The 18,934-nt window shown below is 60.4% G+C and carries 19 protein-coding genes and 1 pseudogene; 1 reads left to right on the forward strand and 19 read right to left on the reverse strand.

What is annotated here, in order from left to right; translation table 11 throughout:
- Positions 1-31: 31 nt before the first annotated feature.
- From AB9K37_RS16175 to AB9K37_RS16240, 14 genes are all read right to left on the reverse strand, one after another.
- Positions 32-760, reverse strand: coding sequence for a DUF736 family protein (locus AB9K37_RS16175; RefSeq protein WP_369840711.1), 729 nt, complete (start codon positions 758-760; stop codon positions 32-34).
- A 107-nt stretch (positions 761-867) separates the two neighbouring features.
- Entirely contained in the window at positions 868-1,188 is a 321-nt protein-coding gene (locus AB9K37_RS16180) for a hypothetical protein (protein WP_369840713.1), read from the reverse strand.
- Positions 1,189-1,288: 100 nt separating this feature from the next.
- Positions 1,289-1,750 carry a hypothetical protein gene (locus tag AB9K37_RS16185; RefSeq protein ID WP_369840714.1) on the reverse strand — a complete coding sequence of 154 codons (462 nt, stop codon included), beginning with the start codon at positions 1,748-1,750 and terminating at the stop codon, positions 1,289-1,291.
- Between the two features lies 1 nt (position 1,751).
- Positions 1,752-2,138: a DUF6878 family protein gene (locus tag AB9K37_RS16190; protein ID WP_369840716.1), complete on the reverse strand. Its 387-nt coding sequence runs from the start codon at positions 2,136-2,138 to the stop codon at positions 1,752-1,754.
- A 122-nt stretch (positions 2,139-2,260) separates the two neighbouring features.
- Positions 2,261-6,523 (reverse strand): strawberry notch-like NTP hydrolase domain-containing protein, encoded by a 4,263-nt coding sequence (locus AB9K37_RS16195; RefSeq protein WP_369840718.1) that lies wholly within the window; start codon positions 6,521-6,523, stop codon positions 2,261-2,263.
- A 106-nt stretch (positions 6,524-6,629) separates the two neighbouring features.
- A complete protein-coding gene (locus AB9K37_RS16200) occupies positions 6,630-6,920 on the reverse strand; it encodes a type II toxin-antitoxin system RelE/ParE family toxin (RefSeq protein ID WP_369840720.1) in 291 nt (96 codons plus the stop codon).
- Entirely contained in the window at positions 6,907-7,206 is a 300-nt protein-coding gene (locus tag AB9K37_RS16205; protein ID WP_369840722.1) for a type II toxin-antitoxin system RelB/DinJ family antitoxin, read from the reverse strand. The genes AB9K37_RS16200 and AB9K37_RS16205 overlap by 14 nt, the downstream gene beginning before the upstream one ends.
- 104 nt (positions 7,207-7,310) lie before the next feature.
- Entirely contained in the window at positions 7,311-7,967 is a 657-nt protein-coding gene (locus tag AB9K37_RS16210; RefSeq protein WP_369840724.1) for a hypothetical protein, read from the reverse strand.
- 102 nt (positions 7,968-8,069) lie between these two features.
- Positions 8,070-8,663: a regulator gene (locus tag AB9K37_RS16215; protein WP_369840726.1), complete on the reverse strand. Its 594-nt coding sequence runs from the start codon at positions 8,661-8,663 to the stop codon at positions 8,070-8,072.
- Between the two features lie 76 nt (positions 8,664-8,739).
- A complete protein-coding gene (locus AB9K37_RS16220; RefSeq protein ID WP_369840728.1) occupies positions 8,740-10,713 on the reverse strand; it encodes a ParB/RepB/Spo0J family partition protein in 1,974 nt (657 codons plus the stop codon).
- Between the two features lie 159 nt (positions 10,714-10,872).
- Entirely contained in the window at positions 10,873-11,262 is a 390-nt protein-coding gene (locus AB9K37_RS16225; RefSeq protein WP_369840730.1) for a DUF3768 domain-containing protein, read from the reverse strand.
- A gap of 87 nt (positions 11,263-11,349) precedes the next feature.
- Entirely contained in the window at positions 11,350-11,622 is a 273-nt protein-coding gene (locus AB9K37_RS16230) for a DUF6330 family protein (RefSeq protein ID WP_369840732.1), read from the reverse strand.
- A gap of 23 nt (positions 11,623-11,645) precedes the next feature.
- A complete protein-coding gene (locus tag AB9K37_RS16235; protein ID WP_369840734.1) occupies positions 11,646-12,584 on the reverse strand; it encodes an ArdC family protein in 939 nt (312 codons plus the stop codon).
- A gap of 40 nt (positions 12,585-12,624) precedes the next feature.
- Positions 12,625-13,110, reverse strand: coding sequence for a hypothetical protein (locus AB9K37_RS16240; protein ID WP_369840736.1), 486 nt, complete (start codon positions 13,108-13,110; stop codon positions 12,625-12,627).
- A gap of 279 nt (positions 13,111-13,389) precedes the next feature.
- On the opposite strand from AB9K37_RS16240, the gene AB9K37_RS16245 reads away from it, so the two are divergent.
- The gene (locus AB9K37_RS16245; RefSeq protein WP_369840738.1) at positions 13,390-14,592 is read left to right on the forward strand and encodes a Fic family protein; all 1,203 of its coding nucleotides are present in this window, start codon (positions 13,390-13,392) and stop codon (positions 14,590-14,592) included.
- Between the two features lie 212 nt (positions 14,593-14,804).
- On the opposite strand, the gene repC is transcribed toward AB9K37_RS16245, so the two are convergent.
- The 5 genes and pseudogenes from repC to AB9K37_RS16270 all read right to left on the reverse strand — a co-directional run bounded on the left by repC (position 14,805) and on the right by AB9K37_RS16270 (position 18,923).
- On the reverse strand, positions 14,805-15,860 hold the full coding sequence (gene repC, locus AB9K37_RS16250) for a plasmid replication protein RepC (RefSeq protein WP_369840740.1): 1,056 nt from the start codon (positions 15,858-15,860) through the stop codon (positions 14,805-14,807).
- Positions 15,861-16,098: 238 nt separating this feature from the next.
- Positions 16,099-17,067, reverse strand: a complete 969-nt coding sequence (gene repB / locus AB9K37_RS16255; RefSeq protein ID WP_369840742.1) for a plasmid partitioning protein RepB — start codon at positions 17,065-17,067, stop codon at positions 16,099-16,101.
- The gene (repA, locus tag AB9K37_RS16260) at positions 17,067-18,266 is read right to left on the reverse strand and encodes a plasmid partitioning protein RepA (protein WP_369840744.1); all 1,200 of its coding nucleotides are present in this window, start codon (positions 18,264-18,266) and stop codon (positions 17,067-17,069) included. The genes repB and repA overlap by 1 nt, the downstream gene beginning before the upstream one ends.
- Positions 18,267-18,607: 341 nt before the next feature.
- Positions 18,608-18,790 (reverse strand): annotated as a pseudogene (locus AB9K37_RS16265) (recombinase family protein); the annotation flags it as partial.
- 61 nt (positions 18,791-18,851) lie between these two features.
- On the reverse strand, positions 18,852-18,923 hold the full coding sequence (locus AB9K37_RS16270; RefSeq protein ID WP_369835239.1) for a hypothetical protein: 72 nt from the start codon (positions 18,921-18,923) through the stop codon (positions 18,852-18,854).
- Between the last annotated feature and the right edge of the window lie 11 nt (positions 18,924-18,934).

The raw sequence follows: 18,934 nt of genomic DNA on the forward strand, positions 1-18,934 counted from the left end.
GCAGTTCAGATGTTCAAGCCTCGTACCAAGGTCACGCAACCAGCGACAGCCCCGCGCCCGCGTCCTGCGGTTGCTCACCGCTGTCGATGAACGGGATGATCGAGAAGGTCTGCCCGCCGCGCTGCTCTTCGTTCTGCACGGCGTTCACGCGCAGGTCGCCATCGGGCGTGTTGATCAGAAGCGACAGGTAGTCATTGCCCGTGCGGCTGCTCTTGGCCATCCAGGCCGAGCCGACGCGGATCGGCTTGCCCCGGGGCGAGCTGACCTCGATCCGGTAGTCGGGGTGGGTCTCCTCGATCTTGTAGCTGTTCTCGATCAGCATGAACTCCAGATCGAACATCATGTTGGCGATGTAGCCGGTGAAGGCGTTGTCAGCGTCCATTGCGGTGAGCTCGCCCGAGAGCGAGCCGGATTTCATCAGGCCGTTCGAGACGAGCGGGATGATCTCGAATTCGCCGCTCTGCGCCGCGCGCGCCTCTTTCGTCTGCACCGCGTTGACCCGGAACGGGCCCAAACCGACATCGATCTGCATCGAGATGTAGGGGTTTCCGCTGGTATTGCCCGTCTCGTTCCAGGCCGTGCCGATGCGCACCTTGCGGCCCGATTTGTTGACTGCTGTCACGTCGTAATCCGGACTGCGCGCGGACATCTTGGCCCGTGCCTCAAGCTGGATGGCGATGTCAAAGCGTGACGAGTGGATCATGCCGGTGTATTCGGCGGCTGCGGTTTCGGCATTGCGGGTGAGGTTTCCTGCGAACATGGGATGGTTCCTTTTGGATTGGCCGGTGCCTGACGTCCTTGCCAGCGCATCCGGGATTGCTTTCTCGACCCCTTGAGGGATCACAAATCAGAAAGCTTGCTTTCCCTTTATGCCCCGCCCCCGGCTTCGCGATCCCGTCTGAGTAGGTGTGCCGCCGCGCCCCCGGGTGCTGCGCCCCTCTCCTGCCCGTCTGATCTTGATTGGCGGCCCGGATTTTCCGCAGCGTCCTTCGATTGCGCGATGAAGAACTCCGCCTCTTTGCCATTCAACCGGTGCCCTTCCCGGTCGGTCAGACCGATGCAGCTGCCGTTCGGCAGAAAGCTGATCAGGTACTGACCGAGCCGGTCCTTGTGGACAACGTAGCCGGTATTGGCCCAGTGCACGGTCTGGCCGGCATCGACGGCCGCCTTGATGTCATCGAGTGTCATGTGACCCTCCTCAAGTAGAATGGTGGGGAAACGACGCAAGAAGCCCGATCTTCCAACCGGGCTTCCGTGCGGCATTCAATTGGCAAAAAGCCGGGTCCTGTCAGGCACTCTGCGCCACTTGCATCGCGCGCGCCGCCATCCAATCTGTCAGGCCAAGAACCGTTCTGCCGGCGGCGACTTCAGATGCCCAGGCGGCCCTTGGGTCGCCGCAGGGCTCATCGCCGGAATGCCGGTCGATGTGGCCATTGGCCATCCATGGCTCGGGCTGGATCCGCCGCAGCCAGTCCGCCATGCTCGGGATACGGCCTTGGCAGTCTTCACGGATATGCTGCTCGCCGATCCAGCGCACGGGGATGTCCCGACCTGCGCTATTGGTCAGGGTCAGACCGAAGACACGTTCAGCATCGAACAGACCTTGGGTATGGTGGCGCAAGGCCCGGTGCGTGAAAAGCGCGAGGTGCTCTTTCGAGGCGTCAAACCAATCGTGCACAGCCTGATAGTCAGACGGCACCCCGCCGAAATTCCGGGCAGAGCTTTCAGCGTGATGAAGCGGATGTGCCATCTCAAAGTCCCTCGTCATAGCTGTGCGAGCATTCGACATAGCGGTCGGCGTGATCGAGGGTGATGCTGTCTGCTGCAATGTCCCAGGTCAGCGTGCCATAGCCGCCCTCGTTGTTCTCGAACCCCGGATGATAGTGATAGGCGAGTGACCAGGCGAAATCGCCCACCTCGGTGGCAAGCGGTTCCGGCAGTTTGACCTCCGCAGGCTGCACAATCACATCTTCGACATTGCCGGAGTCGCCATAGCCTTCGTATTCCGCAGTGACCTCGCTGATGCCGAGCGCTCGTAGTTGTGCGATCAGCTCCGCTCGGGATGCCTTCAAGGTGGTTTCGCGCTCTGCGCGCCACTGAGCCGCCATTGCGGCATAGTCGATCTGGGGGTTGGTCATGGGTCTGTCCTCTTGTCAGATGTTGGGGGGGCCGGGCGTGGCATTGGTCAGCGCGCGCCCGGAACGCGCAGACCGGTCAAATCCCGATCCGCGACGCCCGACCGGAAGCCCGCTTTAACTTTTCAGGCGGCTTGGTCTGCCGTGTTGGCAGGCCCCTGCCCCACGACCCGGGCCAGAATGGTCCCCGTGTCGATCCCGTCCCCATGCGGCAGGAACACCCGCAACTGGAAGGCGATGATCTCCGTGAAACACCCCATGGCCTTGAGACCTTCAATCATGCCCCGATCCGCACCGCCCAACTCAAGGCGCATCTCGCCTGCGACACGACGACGGGTCAGGGTGAGACCCCGGCCGAGATCGACCGGCGCCGTGGTGCCGAGGGCGGCGGTCAACATCTCCTGCGGCGTTTGCGGGTTGGAGACGAGGAAGCGGGCGCGCAACGCGGCCGCGCCTTGCTCGCTCAGCGTCCGCCCGATCATCGCCGTCGCCCCGTCGGGCGTGACCCGGTAGATGCGCTCATTGGTGGTCGGAATGTCCTTCCAAATGGGCAGCAGCAGCCCGGTCAGCAGGTAGAGCTTGGTCGTGGTGGTTTTTGGCAGGGACGCAGCCTCGGCATCCCAAAGTCCTGCAAACTCAGGCCTGTTGATCTCTTCCCAAGCCGAGGACTCGAACCGTGCCTCTTCGAAATAGCTCGACCCGTTTGGCCTCACCGCCTTGCGCATCAGCGTGACAATGTCCTCGTCATACATCTGCATAGGGCGCGCCGAGATGAGCGCCGCGCGACCGGAGGCGCGATTAACCATCGGCAGCTTGTCCGGATTGCGCGATATGGCCTCTTCGGCGCCCAGGACATGGACTGGGTCCGTCACCTCGAGCCCGATGATCCGCGTCACGGCGCCGGATTTCGGGCAGGTCCAGAGATCTTCCGTGGAGACCTGTTCTATCTTGTCGCCGCGTAGGGTTTCCACACCGAGATCGAGCGTGCCCGCCGCGCGCGCCCGTTCCGTCTGATCGGCAATCCGGCGCATGAACTCGGCAAAGAGTGCGTTCTGCATGTGGATGGGCAGGGCCAGAACCCGGTTCAGAAACCGCTGGATCGGCGGCAGCTCCTCAAGGAGCACCCCCTCCTTGTCGATCAGCCGCAGGGCCGTCCAGTCGGTGAAGCTCTCGTAGCTCATCGCCTCGGCCCGCCCGGCAGCAAGATCGGCGAAATACCCACGCAGCGCCGCCCGTGCGATCGGGCTTTCGAGATTGTCCTCCTCGCGGAACATGCCTTGCGAGCCGGTCTCGCGCTGGCCCTTCGTCAAGGCACCCAGCTGGTCGAGGCGTTTGGCTATCGTCGAGGTGAAACGCTTCTCGCCATGCACATCGGAGGTGCAGACCCGGAAGAAGGGCGCGCTGACCTGGGCCGAACGATGCGTGCGGCCGAGCCCCTGGATGGCCGCATCGGCGCGCCAGCCGGGCTCCAGCAGGTAGTGCCGCCGCCGCTTCTGGTTCTTCGCCGTTTGCGCCGCGTGATAGGAGCGGCCCGTGCCGCCCGCATCGGAGAAGATCAGGACATCCTTCTCCCCGTCCATGAAGGCTTGGGTCTCGGAGGAATTGCTGCTGGCAGCGCGCTTCTCGATAAATAGATGGCCGTCTTCGGCCTTGAGGGGCCGGATCGATCGACCCGTGACCTCGGCAACGGCCTCGTCGCCAAAGGCCCAGATGATCTGGTCGAGCGCCGAGGGGATCGGGGCCAGAGTCATCAACTCCATCATCGCCGCATCGCGCAGGGCGAGCGCCTCGCGCGAGACGACCAGCGCGCCGGTCTCGTCCCTGAGCGGCTCGGCCACCATATTGCCGTCGATCTCCACGAGCTTCTGCGCGTGGATCGGGAAGGCCTGTTCCAGGTAGCCCAGGACATAGTCGCGCGGCGTCAAGGCACCCTCGACGAGCTCGTCTTCCGCGTCCATCGTTTCAAGCCGACGTTTCAGCAGGCTCTCGCCGGTCGAAACCACCTGGATGACGCACGCGTGGCCCGTTGCCAGATCGTCCTCGATGGCGCGGATGATGGTCGGTGCCTTCATGCCCATCAGGAGATGGTTGAAGAAGCGCTGCTTGGTGCTCTCGAAGCGAGATTTGGCCGAGGCGCGTGCGGCCGAGGCATTGGTCTCGCCCCAGGCATCGTTGACGCCGGTCGCAGTCAACGCGGCTTCGAGATTGTGGTGGATCGTCCGAAACGCGCCGGCATAAGCATCGTAGATCTCGATCTGGGCCGGGGTGAGCGCATGTTCGAGCACGTCATACTCCACGCCATCGAAGCTGAGAGCACGGGCCGTGTAGAGACCAAGCGTCTTGAGATCGCGTGCGACCACCTCCATGGCGGCGACACCGCCTGCTTCCATCGCCGAGACGAAACTCTCGCGGCTCGGGAAGGGATACTCGGGTCCCTGCCCCCAGAGACCGAGACGCGCGGCATAGGCGAGGTTGTGCACGCTCGTGGCGCCCGTGGCCGAGATGTAGAAGACGCGTGCACGTGGTGCTGCCAGTTGCAGCCGCAGGCCCGCAAGGCCCTGCTGGGAGGGTTTGACCCCCCTGCCCTGCTCGGACCCTGCGGCATTCTGCATGGCATGGGCCTCATCAAAGGCCAGCACGCCGTCGAACTCCGCGCCCATCCAGGCGAGGATCTGGCTCAGCCGCGTGGTGCCGCATTTGCCCGCGGACCGCAGCGTAGCGTAGGTGACGAAGAGGATACCGTCCCCCATCGGGATGGGCTGGTCCGGTTTCCATTTGGAGAGCGGCTGGATGTCTGCAGGCGAGCCGCCGAGATCGGTCCAGTCGCGGATCGCGTCCTCGATGAGCGTGGCGGATTTGGAGACCCAGATCGCCTTCCTGCGCCCAGCGAGCCAGTTCACCAGGATGAGCCCGGCGCATTCGCGCCCCTTGCCGCAGCCCGTGCCGTCACCGAGGAAGTAGCCAAGGCGATAAGCATTGGCGTCCGGGTCATCATCGGCACGGGTGAGTTTGGTCTGGTCGTCGTCGATGGTGAACCGCCCCGGCAGGTCACGCCCATGGGCATCATTGGCCATGATGATGGTCTCGAGCTGAGCCTCGGAGAGATGCCCATCCTCGATCAGCCTGGCAGGCAGGCGCAATTCCGCACTGGCCGCGCCAGAAGGCACGGGTGGCGCCACGGAAGCCATGGCGATGCTTTCAACCAAGGGCGTGGGATGTTCCTGCGCACCCGCGATCTCGATCCGCTGAGGGCGATAGCGCGCATAGATATCCGAGACGGGCGTGTTGTCGCGCGCGGCCTCAAGGCTTGTGAAAGTGAGCGGTATGGCGGCGTTGGTCTGAGCGTTGGACGCCACAACTCTAGCAACTGGTCGCTTGCGCGTGACAGGTACTGGACCGACCGATCGCGCATGAGGGTTTTTCGCCGCCTGTTGTACGGGGCGCGCCTCGGGCCGGGTTGCGGCCACGGCGTCGGCAAAAGGAAGGGCTTCATCCAAGTCCCTGACGCTGGCGCGGATCATCTCTCCGTCCTCCTGCACCTTGTCGAAGACCATCAGCTGGGTTTCCACAGAGGTGCCGAGCTTGCGGTAAACCTGTCCCGGCATCGTGAGGGCCAAGCGCGGCGTCAGGAGACCGCAAGCGCGGGACCAATGCGCGGCATCGCGTTCGGGCGTGAATCCCGGCGGCATGATCGCCACCAGCCGCCCGCCATGCGCGAGACGCTTTGCAGCCGCAATGAGATGTTTGGCGGCGATGTGCTTGTCGCGGGAGCGATCGACCGAGGAGGCGAACGGCGGGTTCATCACCACGATGTCGGGTAGAACCGGCGTCTGCAGCAGATCGTCGATATGCTCGCCGTCATGGCCCGTCACATCTCCCCCAAAGACGGCCCGCAGGAGGCGCTGACGAAAAGGGGCGATCTCGTTGAGCAAAAGCGTGGCACCGGCTCGGGTGGCGAACGCGGCCAGGGCACCGGTACCAGCTGACGGCTCCAACACGGTCTCGCCCTTGCGGATCGCTGCGGCCCGCACCGTCAGAGCCGCGAAAGACAACGGCGTGGAAAACTGCTGCAGCCGGATCTGCTGCTCTGACCGGCGGGTTTCCGTCAGCAGCCGCGAGGCGAGCAGCTTTGCGGCGAAGTAATCATCCTCACTGTTATCGCCACGTAGCAGCGCCTGCACAGCCGCCGCCTGCATCAGGTCATAGGCCTTCCGCCAGTCCCAGGCGCCCCCGGCATCACTGCCAAGAAAGGTCTCTCGCATGATGCGTGCGAGCGCTGAGCTGCGCAGGGGTTGGTGGTCGATCTCCGTGCCGATCTGCTCGAGGGCAGAAACGAAGTTAGCTTTGGATTCAATAGGATCGGGGAGCGTTGAGCAGGGCTTGGACATGGGGAATTCCTTTGGATCAGGGTCTGAGTTCCAAAGGAGAAAAAGCCCGCTCTACACTTTGAAGGCGTAGAGCGGGCAATTTCTTAGCATCGGGCCTGCACCCCGATCATGGCCACTGCTGCGCAGCATGAAGAACGCGCAAAATGGTCACCATCTCAGGGCTTTCAGCATAAACTACGATGTAGTTCGGCCGAACAACCATCTCCCTAGTCCCGTCCACACGGCCCGCGCGGTACATCTGAGGGCGTTCTGGAAGGAGGGACGTCTTGTGTTCAATCTCGTCTTTGAGAACTTGAGCGGCATCCGGGTTGTCGTCAGAGATGTAGTCAATGATTGCCAGCAAGTCGGCGATGGCCGTCGCTTTCCATTCAAGAACGGGCCCATCAAGATTTGGCAAGGCGCTTCCCGTCAATCAATGCCTGGGCGTCTTGCATCGCCTTGGTATGGGGCGTTGTGGGGCGTGGATCGTCCAGCGCTTCCTGTACCTTCGCCCGGAACCAGGCGTCATAGGCATCCGGATCAGCGGTCAATCCGGCAGGCAAGCCGCCTTCTGCGGCCACGCGGGTCAGAAGAATACGCACCGCGTCGGAGAGCGTCAGACCGACGCCGGCAAGTGCGTCCGAAGCCTGTGCTTTCAGCTGATCGTCAACACGGACATGAAGCATGGATGTTTGGGCGGGCATGGATGGTCCTCCAGTGGATGGGAGTGATGTATCTCATTTGAGATACGGTTTCAAGTCGGCAGTATGTGCGCGCGTGGTCCTCAGGTGTTGTCTCAACGGGAAACTCAGCCACCCTGCCCCGCCAGGAACTCCGCCAGCACCGGGCTGGCTTCGCTCTTCGCGGAGTTGAGCAGCACCGAGCCCGCAAGCGTCGCTTTCGACAGGCGTACGAGCCCACCGGTTTCCTCGATGCGGTAGCAGCGGCGTTTTTGCCGCCCGCGCCTGTAGTGGGTCGCGGTGACGATCTGGCAGGTGCTGCCATCGGTGAACGTCACAGGGGTCGCGAGCTTGATCTTGTCGCCTTCCTCGTAGTCCGGGATTGCAGCCCAATCCCGGCAGCGCTGACGCCAGTCCTGGGCGTAGCTGTCCGGGTCTTTCAGGTCGGAGAGGAGCTCGATCAGCCCAAGGGGAGCACGAGATTCGTTCGGGCCAGCACTTTCCTCCATGTCCTTGTAGCCCCAGCACCCATCGTCGTATCGGGTGAGGAAGACAGCGCCGAAGGTGATCGAGCCATCGGCATCCGTGACATAGGTCGCGTCCTCGACAGGGGTGCCGTCGAGATCGGTGACCCTTGCCGCCGCATACCAGGTGGAGCCGACCTTGCAGGCTTTGACCAGTTCGGTTTTGCGCGTGTCGCTCTCGAAGGTGCAGAGCCGGGCAATCTCCGCTTTCTCGTCCGTGTAGGTCTGGACGCGGCGGTCGGTGTAAAAAAGCCAACCCATTTCAGAGTCCTTTCTCTCATTGGGAAAATTGTTGTCGCCAATGTCCCGAGAGGGCCGCAGGCCCGGCAGGGTATTGGCGATGCGTGTTTGAGAAAGGGCGCGCTATGCCACCCTCCGGTCATCGATTTCCATCAGGGCATCGAGCGGTACGCGGTAGGGCTGCATGGCGTCGAAATCCTCGCAATTGCCGCAGTTCTGCACGATCGCGAAGGTGTCACAGGCATCCTTGAGAATGACCCGGAAGGTGCCGCCGAGGCCCGAGGGCACCTCGTAGGTCCCGCCGATGAGATAGTCCGAGGCCCGGCGCACGAAGACGCGGATACTGTGGCCATCGGTGGCGAGCCGGATCGCCCCCTGCCCCCGGTCGATGAGCACCTGCACGTCATCCAGGATGTCGGTGTAGAACTGGCCGGTCAGATCGCGAAACGCCATGCGGCGCTGCGCCATCCAGTCGGTGTCCCGAAACGGGTTCATGCCATCGGCGAAGGCGAAGGAGGGATCCGCCTGTTCGGTCGTGACGATGCGAGTGGTCGTCCCATCGATCCCGTTCGAGCGCAGATGCACGCCATTGCCGACGATGAGGATCAGGGCGGGCTTGTCCACCGGTCCGTTCCAGTTGGGCAGGAAGGTTTTGCAGGCTCGCGCATGTGCGATCTGCGCCGCAACAGCGGAGGCAGAGAACTTGAGAATAGCCATGGGGATGTCTTTCCGTTGGGTGTAGGAGGGTCGACCCGCGCAGGTGGCATGATCCACGCGCGGGTCGGGTGATGGCTCAGGCCGCCTGCGCGACCCCGCTGTCAGACTCCGGGGTTTCCGCAGCGGGCTCTGCCTCATCACAGGCAACACCGGCGGTCTGCATCATCGGCGGGCACCAAGCGGCCACCGCAGCGCACTGTGCATCCGTCAGCGTGGCGAAGGGCTCGGCGAAGAGCTTGTCGCAGAAGGCGACGATCTCCTTCTTGCTCGACGAGGCCAGCGTCACAGCCTCCTGGGCGAGACCCAGATCCTCGTCGAGGATCTTCAGGAGCCAGGCCTTCTTGAAGCGGTTGAAGAGCGCCGCATTCGGCGTCCAATGCGCGCGAATGTCAGGCATGACCTCGATCTCGAAGTCATGCATCAGGCTGTCGCGCTGCCGGTCCCGCGCGAAGCAGGACTGCGTGGTGCTGGCCGTGGCATAGGCAACAAGCTTGGCCTTCTCACCAGGCTGCAGCGCGCGAAACGCTGCGAACTGATCGGCGGGCGCGCGGGCGTCATCGAGCCAGGACAGATCAAGCGCATCATGCGCCGCCGCCACCTGCTCGAGGGAGGTCTCGTCCATCTTGGCATGGTTGCGGTACTCTTTGCGGGCCTCGACCTTGATCGCCTGCGTGACACTCATGCCGCTGGCCAGAACATCACTCACCAGCTTGAAGAGCGTCAGATCGAGCGTGGCCTCCGGATGCAGCGCCATCGCGGCCCCAAGCGCCATGGCCCGCTCGGTCTTGAGGTCCTCAGCCAGCGAGGCCGGGTAGTTGATTTCACCAGCGTCCGGGGCCTCCTCCCGCGTCGGGTTACTCGCGGAGCCGCGTGCGCCCTCCTCTTTCACGGTGTCCTCTGGGCGCACGAGGCCCACATGGAGCGTCACCTGACCGTTGGACCAGGACGCGATCACGCCTGCACGGGCGAGATCCTCGGCGCTATAGGCCTCCTGCAGGTCGCGGGCTTCCTCTTCCAAGGCGTCCACGCGCTCGTAGAGAGCGTTGTAGGCATCGTCATCGAGCCCCTCATCTTCCATCTCGAGCTGCAGTTTCTCAAGCTCGGCGGTGATCTCATCGATGCGCTTCTGGGTCGCCTCATCCGGCTCGATCGGGCTGGGATAGACTCGGCCATAGTCGGCCATGGTCGCGTAATCGTAGCGGACCACCGCATCGGCCCAGGCAAAGCCCAGCCTCATACGGGCCTCCTCGGCGGCGGCACAGAGCTTCTCGAGCAGGATGGTTTCGACCAGCGCCGCATCCTCAAGCACGGAATGCTCTTCAAGAAGATCGGCCGCGACAGCGCCACCCCACGCTTCGTAGTCCGCGCGCACAAAGGCCCCAATATCATCGCTGACCTGCACGCCGCGGGATTTGAGGGCCTGACGGACGGTGTAGGCCTGCAGATAGCCGCCGTCTTTCGTGAGCGCCTCGAAGACCTCGCGCTGCGCCTCCTGGCTCGGGTGCTCGGCGAAGGCCTTCATCGTGTCGAGCGTGATTGTCTTGGCACGGGCCGCGGCGCGGATGTCGGGGTGGATCAGGCCGTAGCGCAACCGGCCTTTGACGGCGGCGACGGTGGTGCCGAATGTCCTGGCGATCGTCTCGGGCGTCTGGCCGTCGACCTCCATCATCCGGGCGAAGGCCTCGAACTCGTCGATGGCGTTCATCGGCGCCTGGGTGATGTTTTCGGCGAGCGACAGTGCAGTGGTCGCGTCACACTCCTCCGGCACAAGGCGGCAGTCCACCTTGGTTTTCGCCGTGAACCCCTTGGCAGCCTTGTCGGCGACCAGTTCCTTCAGCGCGGCATGGCGCCGGCCACCAGCGAGGACAGCGTAATTGCCGTCGAGTTTCTGGACCAGAAGCGGCTGGAGCAAGCCGAGAACGGCAATGCTGGCTTTCAGGTGCGCGATATTCTCGGGGTCATAGGTTTCCGGGGAGTTGCTGCGCACATTGGCAGGGTGAGCTTTCAGATCGCCGATGGCGACAGAAACAGGTTTGAAACTTGCGGTCATGGAATGTCCTTCTCGGTGGGTGGGATGCGGCCCGCGCGCTCACGCGCGTGACCAATCCCCGGCTTCAGGGATCACCACGACAAAAGGCCCACTTTCCCTTTGAGGGGTCAGTGGGCCTTCATTGCTTGACGTATAAGGCTTGGGGGCGTGTCCCCTCGCCTACCAGTCGCGCGCCAGCATGATGGTCAGCACGCGCATGGTGGTGGCAGGATTGTCCGGGGTCTCAGCCCCGTAGCGGAAGTCCGAACCCGCCTCATAGAGATCGATTTTCCAGAACACGGTCTCGCCCCGGATCTCGACCGCCCCGAAATCGTGCCATCCCTCGGGGTCGTTCTCGGGCTCGAATGTATCGAACGCACCGGTGGCCTTCACCGCCTCGGCCATGAAGCCGTCACCGGCCTCCATAAGCGAGCGGGTGACATGCATTCGGCCCTGAATAGGCTGCGCAGGCGGCACTCCAAGGCACGCGAGCTTGCGAAACGCGTCGTTCTGCGCCGCGATCACGGTTGGATCCGGACGGTCTGGCTGGGGTTGGACGGTCATGGACATGGGAATCTCCTTTGAGAAGTTGAAACACCCTTCCCAAAGCCCGCTTTTTCTTTTCCGATTGGTGGAATGACCGAAGCAGAAGGTGCCCTATCCGAACAGCCCCTTGGGTCTGTAATATGGGTTGGGGATGGTTTCGATCCAGCCGCCTTGTTCTTTGATGCTCTCGAGCGCAGCCGAGAACGGATAAGCGCCCTCGGACTGGCTCCACCAATAGGCACCGCGCTTGAAGACGATGATCTTGCGGCGGCGGTCTTTGAGTTCGCGCCGGTCCGCGAAGCGGCAAACTGTCCGGGGGACAGTTTGAGGCAAGAACGGGCGGAGCCCGGCCACCCGCAGCGTCTTGGGTTCCTTGCGTGACATGGGAGTCTCCGTTCTCCGTGTGGTCAGGCGGCCTCGGCACTGCGCCCTGCCCTGCCCGTCTCCGATCTGGCGATCAGATAGTCGCAGGCGCGCTGCGCGTCCGCGGCGTGCTTGAAGATCGCGCCCTTGTCTGAGCGAAGGACCCGCAACCAGTTGTGGAGGTAGGCGGCATTCATCTCCAGCGTATGCGCCGTGAAGCCAAGCGTCTGGCCCATAAACACCGAGGTCAGTTCCGCGACGATCTCCTCGCGCGCGTAAGAGGTGTTGCCGAACTTCGAGAGACCAAAATCACGGTTTAGCCGATGCGGGGCTTTCGTGGCATGGGCCAGCTCATGGGCCCAGACCCCGTAGAAATTGCGCGGCTCGTGGAACCGCGTGATGGATGGCATGTAGACCTTGTCCACGGGCGGTAGATAGTACGCTTCCGTTCCTGTGAAGACGGTCGTGATGTCGATGGCATCGAAAAACGCCTGCATGTGCGGGATAGGCTCAGACGGCGCATGCTCGGGCACGGGCTCCGGGTCGGGGAAGAAGTTGTCGGGCAGGTCCTCGATCTGGCAGGCATTGAACACGCGGTAGGATTTCTGGAAGCGAAAGACGCGGGCCTCCTCGGAGCGATCATCTCTCTCCCCCTGATCATCCTCGCTGCCTGCGCCTTTCCGGCTTCGGCCGTAATACACTACGACAGAGGACTTCTCGCCCTTGCGGACCTTTGCGTCCAACGCATTGGCCTGCGGCAACGTCATCCAGAAGGGAGAGCTGTGGCCCGCCATCACGGTGCGCATCGTCAGCAGGAAGTTGTTGACCCCTTGGTAGGGCTCACCGCCCACGCGCAGGGGGCGTGAGCTTCCGCCTGCCGTCCAGGGCTTGCGCCACGGCAGGACGCCACGCTCAATGATACGGATGATTTCGTTTGTGATGACCTCGGAGGCATCGAATTTGGGTGTGCGGGATCGGGCCATGGCTGGCCTCCTTTCGAGTATTGGTGAGAGGAAATGGTGATCAGATTGACTGACGGGACCGCGGATCGTTGGCGATCTTGGCACCGAGCTTTTCGACCATGTCGATGTAGGTGGTCAGCGAGACGCACTTGCCAGCACCCGAATGCTCAGGGTTGAGCAATCCGTCCCGCGTCACCCGCGGCAGGTTGGCGAAGGCGATGACGTCACTGATGGGTCGGATATCGATGAACGGGGTTCCCCGTGCGACCGCGAGGGCGGCCAAGGGAAAGCGCTCGATCGGCGCGAAACTCGAGACGGTGGTCCACCCGAGATGGAGGAATGTCCCACTGTCTCCGCAGGTCACATGCGCATTTGGCAATGACGCAGCCTGCCTGAGATAGCCGAGATCGCGGAGAACGGCTGTCCGCTCGAGCTGCCGTGCCAGCTCCGTCTCGCCGGTTCGGCGCAGCGCTCTATGCCGCCACCAAGAGGCAGCGGTCGCGCGCAGCATGCGCAAGACACCTGTTTGCATGGGAATGCCCTTCATCCGGAACGGCAGACCGGAACCCGGCCCGGACCCGTCCGAGGCACCCCAAAGGCCCTCATCCGTCAGTCACAGAAACCCGAAGTCCACTTTCTCTTTTTCCGGCCACTTTGGGCACACAACAAAACCGAAAAGCCCGGCACATCTGCCGAAGCCATTGATTTTATGCAGCAATTCTAGATCGACAACCAAGATCGGCAACGCATATCGGCAAAAACTTGCTTGATAGTACGAAATGTGGTTATTTTTCAATTGCTTTGCAAACATAGAAGATCGGCAAAAATGCTGGAAACACCCGCCAGAATCGAACCCTGCTTCTTCGAGGAGCATATTCCTACAGAATTGGCAGACCTTTCGGTCGACATCCAGAGGGAAGCCACCGGGCTGGGACAAGGGCTGCATCCCGACAGCGCAGCCGAGCTTGCCGATCTCGTCCGCGTGATGAACTGCTACTACTCCAACCTGATCGAAGGACACAACACACGCCCCCGCGACATCGAAAGGGCGCTGGCTGGTGCCGAGCTTGAGGAAGAAACCCGTCCCCTTGCCCTTGAGGCCCGGGCGCACGTCATCGTTCAACGGGCCATCGACGAGATGCATCGCAAGGGCACCCTGCCCCGCCCCACATCTGTCGAATTCCTGACCTGGGTCCATAAGAGCTTCTACGACGAGATGCCTGACGAGTTTCGGGTCATCGAACATCCCGACGGCACACAAGAGCCCATCGTTCCGGGACGCATGCGCCAAGATGACGATCGGGAAGTTGCGGTCGGGCGCCACCTACCTCCTTCATCGTCGCGTGTTGCGGCGTTCATGGATCATTTTGACAAACGGTTTCAAATTGCGGCGCGGTCTTCGAGCGGACGGATCATCGCGATCGCGTCTGCACATCACCGGCTGAACTACATCCACCCGTTCCCGGATGGCAACGGACGTGTCAGCAGATTGATGTCTCATGCCATGGCCCTCACAGCAGGGATAGGTGGCCAGGGGCTCTGGTCCGTTTCGCGTGGGCTGGCCCGCGGGCTGATCGATCGGGGCGAGTACAAACGGATGATGGATCTGGCCGACAGCCCACGCCGCGGAGACCGAGACGGGCGCGGCAACCTGTCAGAGGCGGCACTGAAGGCGTTCAGCGAATGGTTCCTAAAAGTGACGCTCGACCAGATCACGTTCTCTGCGAAGCTGTTCGATCTCGGCGGATTGGACCAGCGGTATCGACGTCTTGTTGCAGATACCATCGATGACAAGCGAGCGCCGGAACTAATCTCGGCGGTTCTTCGGCATGGCGCACTGGAACGAGGCGACGCGCAGATTGTCCTCAAGACGTCCGAGCGTACTGCTCGCAACACGCTGAGTAAACTGACCGCCGCCGGATACCTGACTTCCGTCTCGCCGAAGACACCCGTTCGTTTGGCGTTTCCGTTGGATTATCGAGAGCGGCTCTTTCCAAACCTCTTTGGAGATGGTGACCTCCCACAATAACTTTAGGGATTTTGGGTGTAATTCCTGGCCGCCGATTTCTACCATGGGCTGCGAGATTTTCATCAAGGCTTGCTCGTGTGTCACTTGTCCACCGCGGTGGACATCTGCTGGTCTGAGATAAACTGAAGAACCACCACGCGCCGCTAGGTGCGTTTGGACAGTTTTGGTTGCCACAAGCTCCGCTTCTCGTTCGAAGTCCACCGCGGTGGACATTAGACAGTTTGCTCATTGGTTTCGGACAGTCGCTTGATCAAAGCTAATGGATTAAATTGGTTTTGCCTTTGACCCAGGGTGATACTGTGAAAATACGCCCCAAAATCCCTGATGCGTTTTCCAAGCTGTAGCATGATGAAGATCGCGCATGACGCTTTCTGAGCTCCTACAGCATTCTTGGCTTTCTCAAAAGTTTCTGGGTGAATGCCCATCATGGGTGCAAGTGTTCGAGCATGTTTTTCAATGTCAAACCAGTTTCTAAGTCTCTCTGTGGAGAACGATGTCGCCTGATCGCAGACTGAGGTCAGCAAGTCTGGTTTCAGGACCTCATCGCCCATGTTGCTATCTAAATCTTTTTTTTCTTCTTCAGACTTAGATTGATGCCGGACAGTTTGTCCGTCATTGGCGGGCAATTCCATAGTTTCAGGCGGGTCATCCGGGGTAGACAAACTCTGGCATTCTGCATCTGTATTGGCGAGCAGAGCGTGGTATTCGGGGAGGCTCAGCTTCCTGCGTAGAGCTTTCCGTGCGTGGTTGATGAATGTGTTGCTAGGATCGTGCTCTTCCAAATGGGCGAGCTTTGTAAGGATCTGTTTGCGGACAAATATCCGATCTCGCCGGTTATTCTCCATCTCTTGCGCGATGGCTATAAGCTCGCTCGCACGTTGGAGCAGGGGGGTGAGAGACAATCCATAACTGATGCACTCCCCGCCGGATGAGCGAACGCGGTAGCGCTTTCGGTTCGAGCTGTCATTGCGCTTGATGAATCCGAGTTCAACGAAGCGGTTGATGTGCCTCCGGAGTGTCCGTTCGTCGATTCCGCCAACGCGCTGGCAAAGTGAAATGTTAGACGCAAAAACCGTTTCGCCATGGCCAGGTTTCAGAAAACTGAGCATTGCTTGAAGTGTCTGTATGTGGCCAGGACGTAGACCAAACACGCTGCGTGCATCTCTCAGGGCTCTGAAGATGGTCCAGACGTCGGTTTCAGATGGGGGAAATGAGCCGCGGGTTGCATCAGCACCTGCGGCTTCGATCGAGAGTTTTGTAAATGCCATGGCTTGTTCACGACGACCGTTCGGCCCACAACTTCCCCGTCTCTTTCCTCGAATTTTCGCGGAAAAAGGCAAAAAATATCAGTCCACCGAATCGGTGACTCTTGACCGGTATGCTGGAGGTTGCTACATCAAAGATGCTAATCAGATGATGAGGGCTCTCCAGGGGAAACTTTGGGGGGCTCTTTTCTTTCGGGTCTTCGCTTTTCTCCTCTGCTCGTGTTGCTCTGTGTGGCCTGGGTTAGGACCCAGAGCCTCTCTCATTCCGCCACTGTACGAAGAGTTGCAAAAGCGTAGCTTCCGCGTGCTCTTCGAGCCATTGGCCGAATTCTGGATTGTCCTTCTTGGTGACCTTGAGAGCGATCGCCTTCTCATCGATTGTCAGCGTGCCCAATGAACTGCCGTTCTCATCATTGATGACCGAAGTCAGCCCACGATTGGGCGGCTTCTTGTCGCTACGTGCTTTGCTCGAGCAAGCCGAATAGACGGCTTGGAACTTTTCGGAACTAGGAGTGTCGTCGGGCAGGGCGGCGAGCGCCTCTTTGGCGATGTCCACCAAATCTACCTTGACCGATAAGGCAGCTAGATCACCCCACTGCCGCCGTCCGATCCCATGTGCTGGCCCGATGAGTTGAACAAGACCGTCTGGCAGTTGTTCTATGACGACCCTGTGGTTGGATACGCCTTGCCGAGTCAGACCCAGAGCATCTTGAATGACACCGGGTTTGTACCCGAATTCTTGCATCTCTTTGATAAAAATAGACTTTTCTATAAAAGACGGATCAAGCCTGAGGTTGTTCTCCTGGCCTTGAGCGATCAGAGATGCGTCATCGTCCAAGGTTCGAACAATTGCCTTGACCGTTCCACCGACCTTACGGACCGCCGCAAGCCTGCGGCGGCCGTAGATGATGCGGTATCTGTCCGGTTGGGCTGATGGACGGACCATGATGGGCACTTGTTGGCCATGCTTGCGAATGCTCTCGGCCAACTCATCGATACTGGAATCTTCCAGCACCAACCGATCGCGCAGCCCATCCATGTCAATCTGATCGGGTTCGATATCGCGAATCGAGTTTGCTGTGATCTCGCGCAAAGAGTCGCGCAATCCTCCAACAGATCCCGGCAGCTTTGCCGCTTTTGGCGGGGTAGGGGAGGGGGCTCCGCTCTCCGTCTCATTCCTTGGAGGCTGGTTGAAGATGTTTCGGGCCATCAGCGACGCCCCCATGCCATTTGGATCGTCTGCTCTAGCTCATCGCCAACGCCATTCACGCTGGTCAGGGCGCGATCAATTGTCTTTCTGATGAATTGGCTTGGATCGACTTCGTAGACGGTCTGCTGGGTCATCCCCGCGTCGGAGATCGCCGTAGACTTCAGCATCGGCTCTGTCATGACCTGACCTGCCAGAATTGATCTCAGGTAGCCTGCCATTTGGGTCTGCGGACCGTCCGACGGTTCATATCTGGTAATCAGGAACTTGACAAAATCCCATGTGACACGCCGACCGATGGCTTCCTCCACCGCCTTGACCGTTTCTGAAGCAAGCTTCAGGAATTGGCTCATGGATGCGATGTCAAGCATGCCAGGTACCACGGTAACCAAAAGCCCCGTCGAGGCTGCCAGCGCAGTCAGGGTTAGAAACCCAAGCTGAGGCGGGCAGTCGATCAGGACGATGTCGTAGTTTGCCTCAACCTCTTCAAGCGCCAAGGCGAGGCGCTCTGCAAAGATGGGTTGTACGCGACGGGCGAGAGCGTTTGCGGTTTCGGTTTCGTACTCCGAGAGCATTAAACCGGCGGGCACCATGTCGAGCTTATGGAAGTAGGTTTTTTGGATGACGTTCGAGAGAGGAACTTGGTCCTCATATCTCAAAGCATCATAGATTGTGCCGCCATCGGCGAACTCAAGCTCGGGCCGAAAGCCGAAAAACGTGGTCAAACTTGCTTGCGGATCGAGGTCTAGGACCAGCACGCGGTAACCGCGCAAGGCATACCTTTGCGCAAGATGAATCGTTGCAGTAGTCTTTGATGAACCGCCTTTGAAGTTGACGACGGATATCACCTGGAGACGATCGCCATCACGTCGACCTGGGCGGTAGCTTTCTGCGTTCTTTCCAGTGCGTCCAAGAACATCGCGCAACTCATCAATCTCTTGGGCTGTGTAGAACCGGTGTCCGCGGTTGTCTGTATGCACTTCCGGGAAGCTGCCTTCCTTGTGCCGGTTGCGCAGGTTAGATGTGCTTACGCGCAGGAGGCCGGCGACTTCGGTGGAACTGAAGCGGCGTAGGGACTTTCGTTCTTCGGGTTCGAAAGCGATCTTCATCTGGCGATCCAAAGACTCAGCCAGATTGTCGGCAAATGCTCCGATATCGGAAGAGCCTATGCCTTGCGTGTATCCAATGTTACGATCATCCATGTCCTGCCGCCCACTCTCGGCCTCTGTTGAGGCTCTTAGTCATTCTGACGGTGTACAGCGTGTCTGACGCGTTTTGCCGTCAGAATGGGAATGCCACGATCCAGTGAGCCCGGCAAGAAGAATCTAAATGTAGTGTGAAAGTTATCCACAACACCTATAGGTGTTGTCGTGTAAAAGACTCAGCAAGTCATTGATATAGATATATTAAATGCAGATCTAACCGAATCGAGCCGCTACTCTGTTGAGTTGGCACATTAGCAGCTAACCCCAAGCAACTAATGGCACTTTCTGCCTCCTGCGGAGTTTTCTCCCGGTGAAATTTTTTGGATTCGGGTCAGAAGCTACATCTGATCTTGGCTCGATTCGTACGGCATGAGGCCAAGTCGTTCCGCCCGCTCCAACAGCATTTTCACCGAGGACGGCTGCCATCTTGTTCGGCCACGAGGCGTGCGTTCGCGCATAGATTCCAGCCGTTCACAGATCGCTTGAAGCGTGATGTCGGGATCTGCGCCCTTGATGCCAGCAATAAGGGGTCGAGTGCGGCTGAGTGCGGAATCCCCCTTTAAGGCTCTGATTGATACAAATTCATCGATTTCGCTCGAGTGTCCTGTAGACCGTTGGGCGTGAGACTGAGAACAACTCGGCCAGATCACTGATGGAATAGTCTC

The sequence above is a fragment of the Donghicola sp. XS_ASV15 genome, from assembly GCF_041224595.1.
Classification (GTDB): Bacteria; Pseudomonadota; Alphaproteobacteria; order Rhodobacterales; family Rhodobacteraceae; genus Donghicola.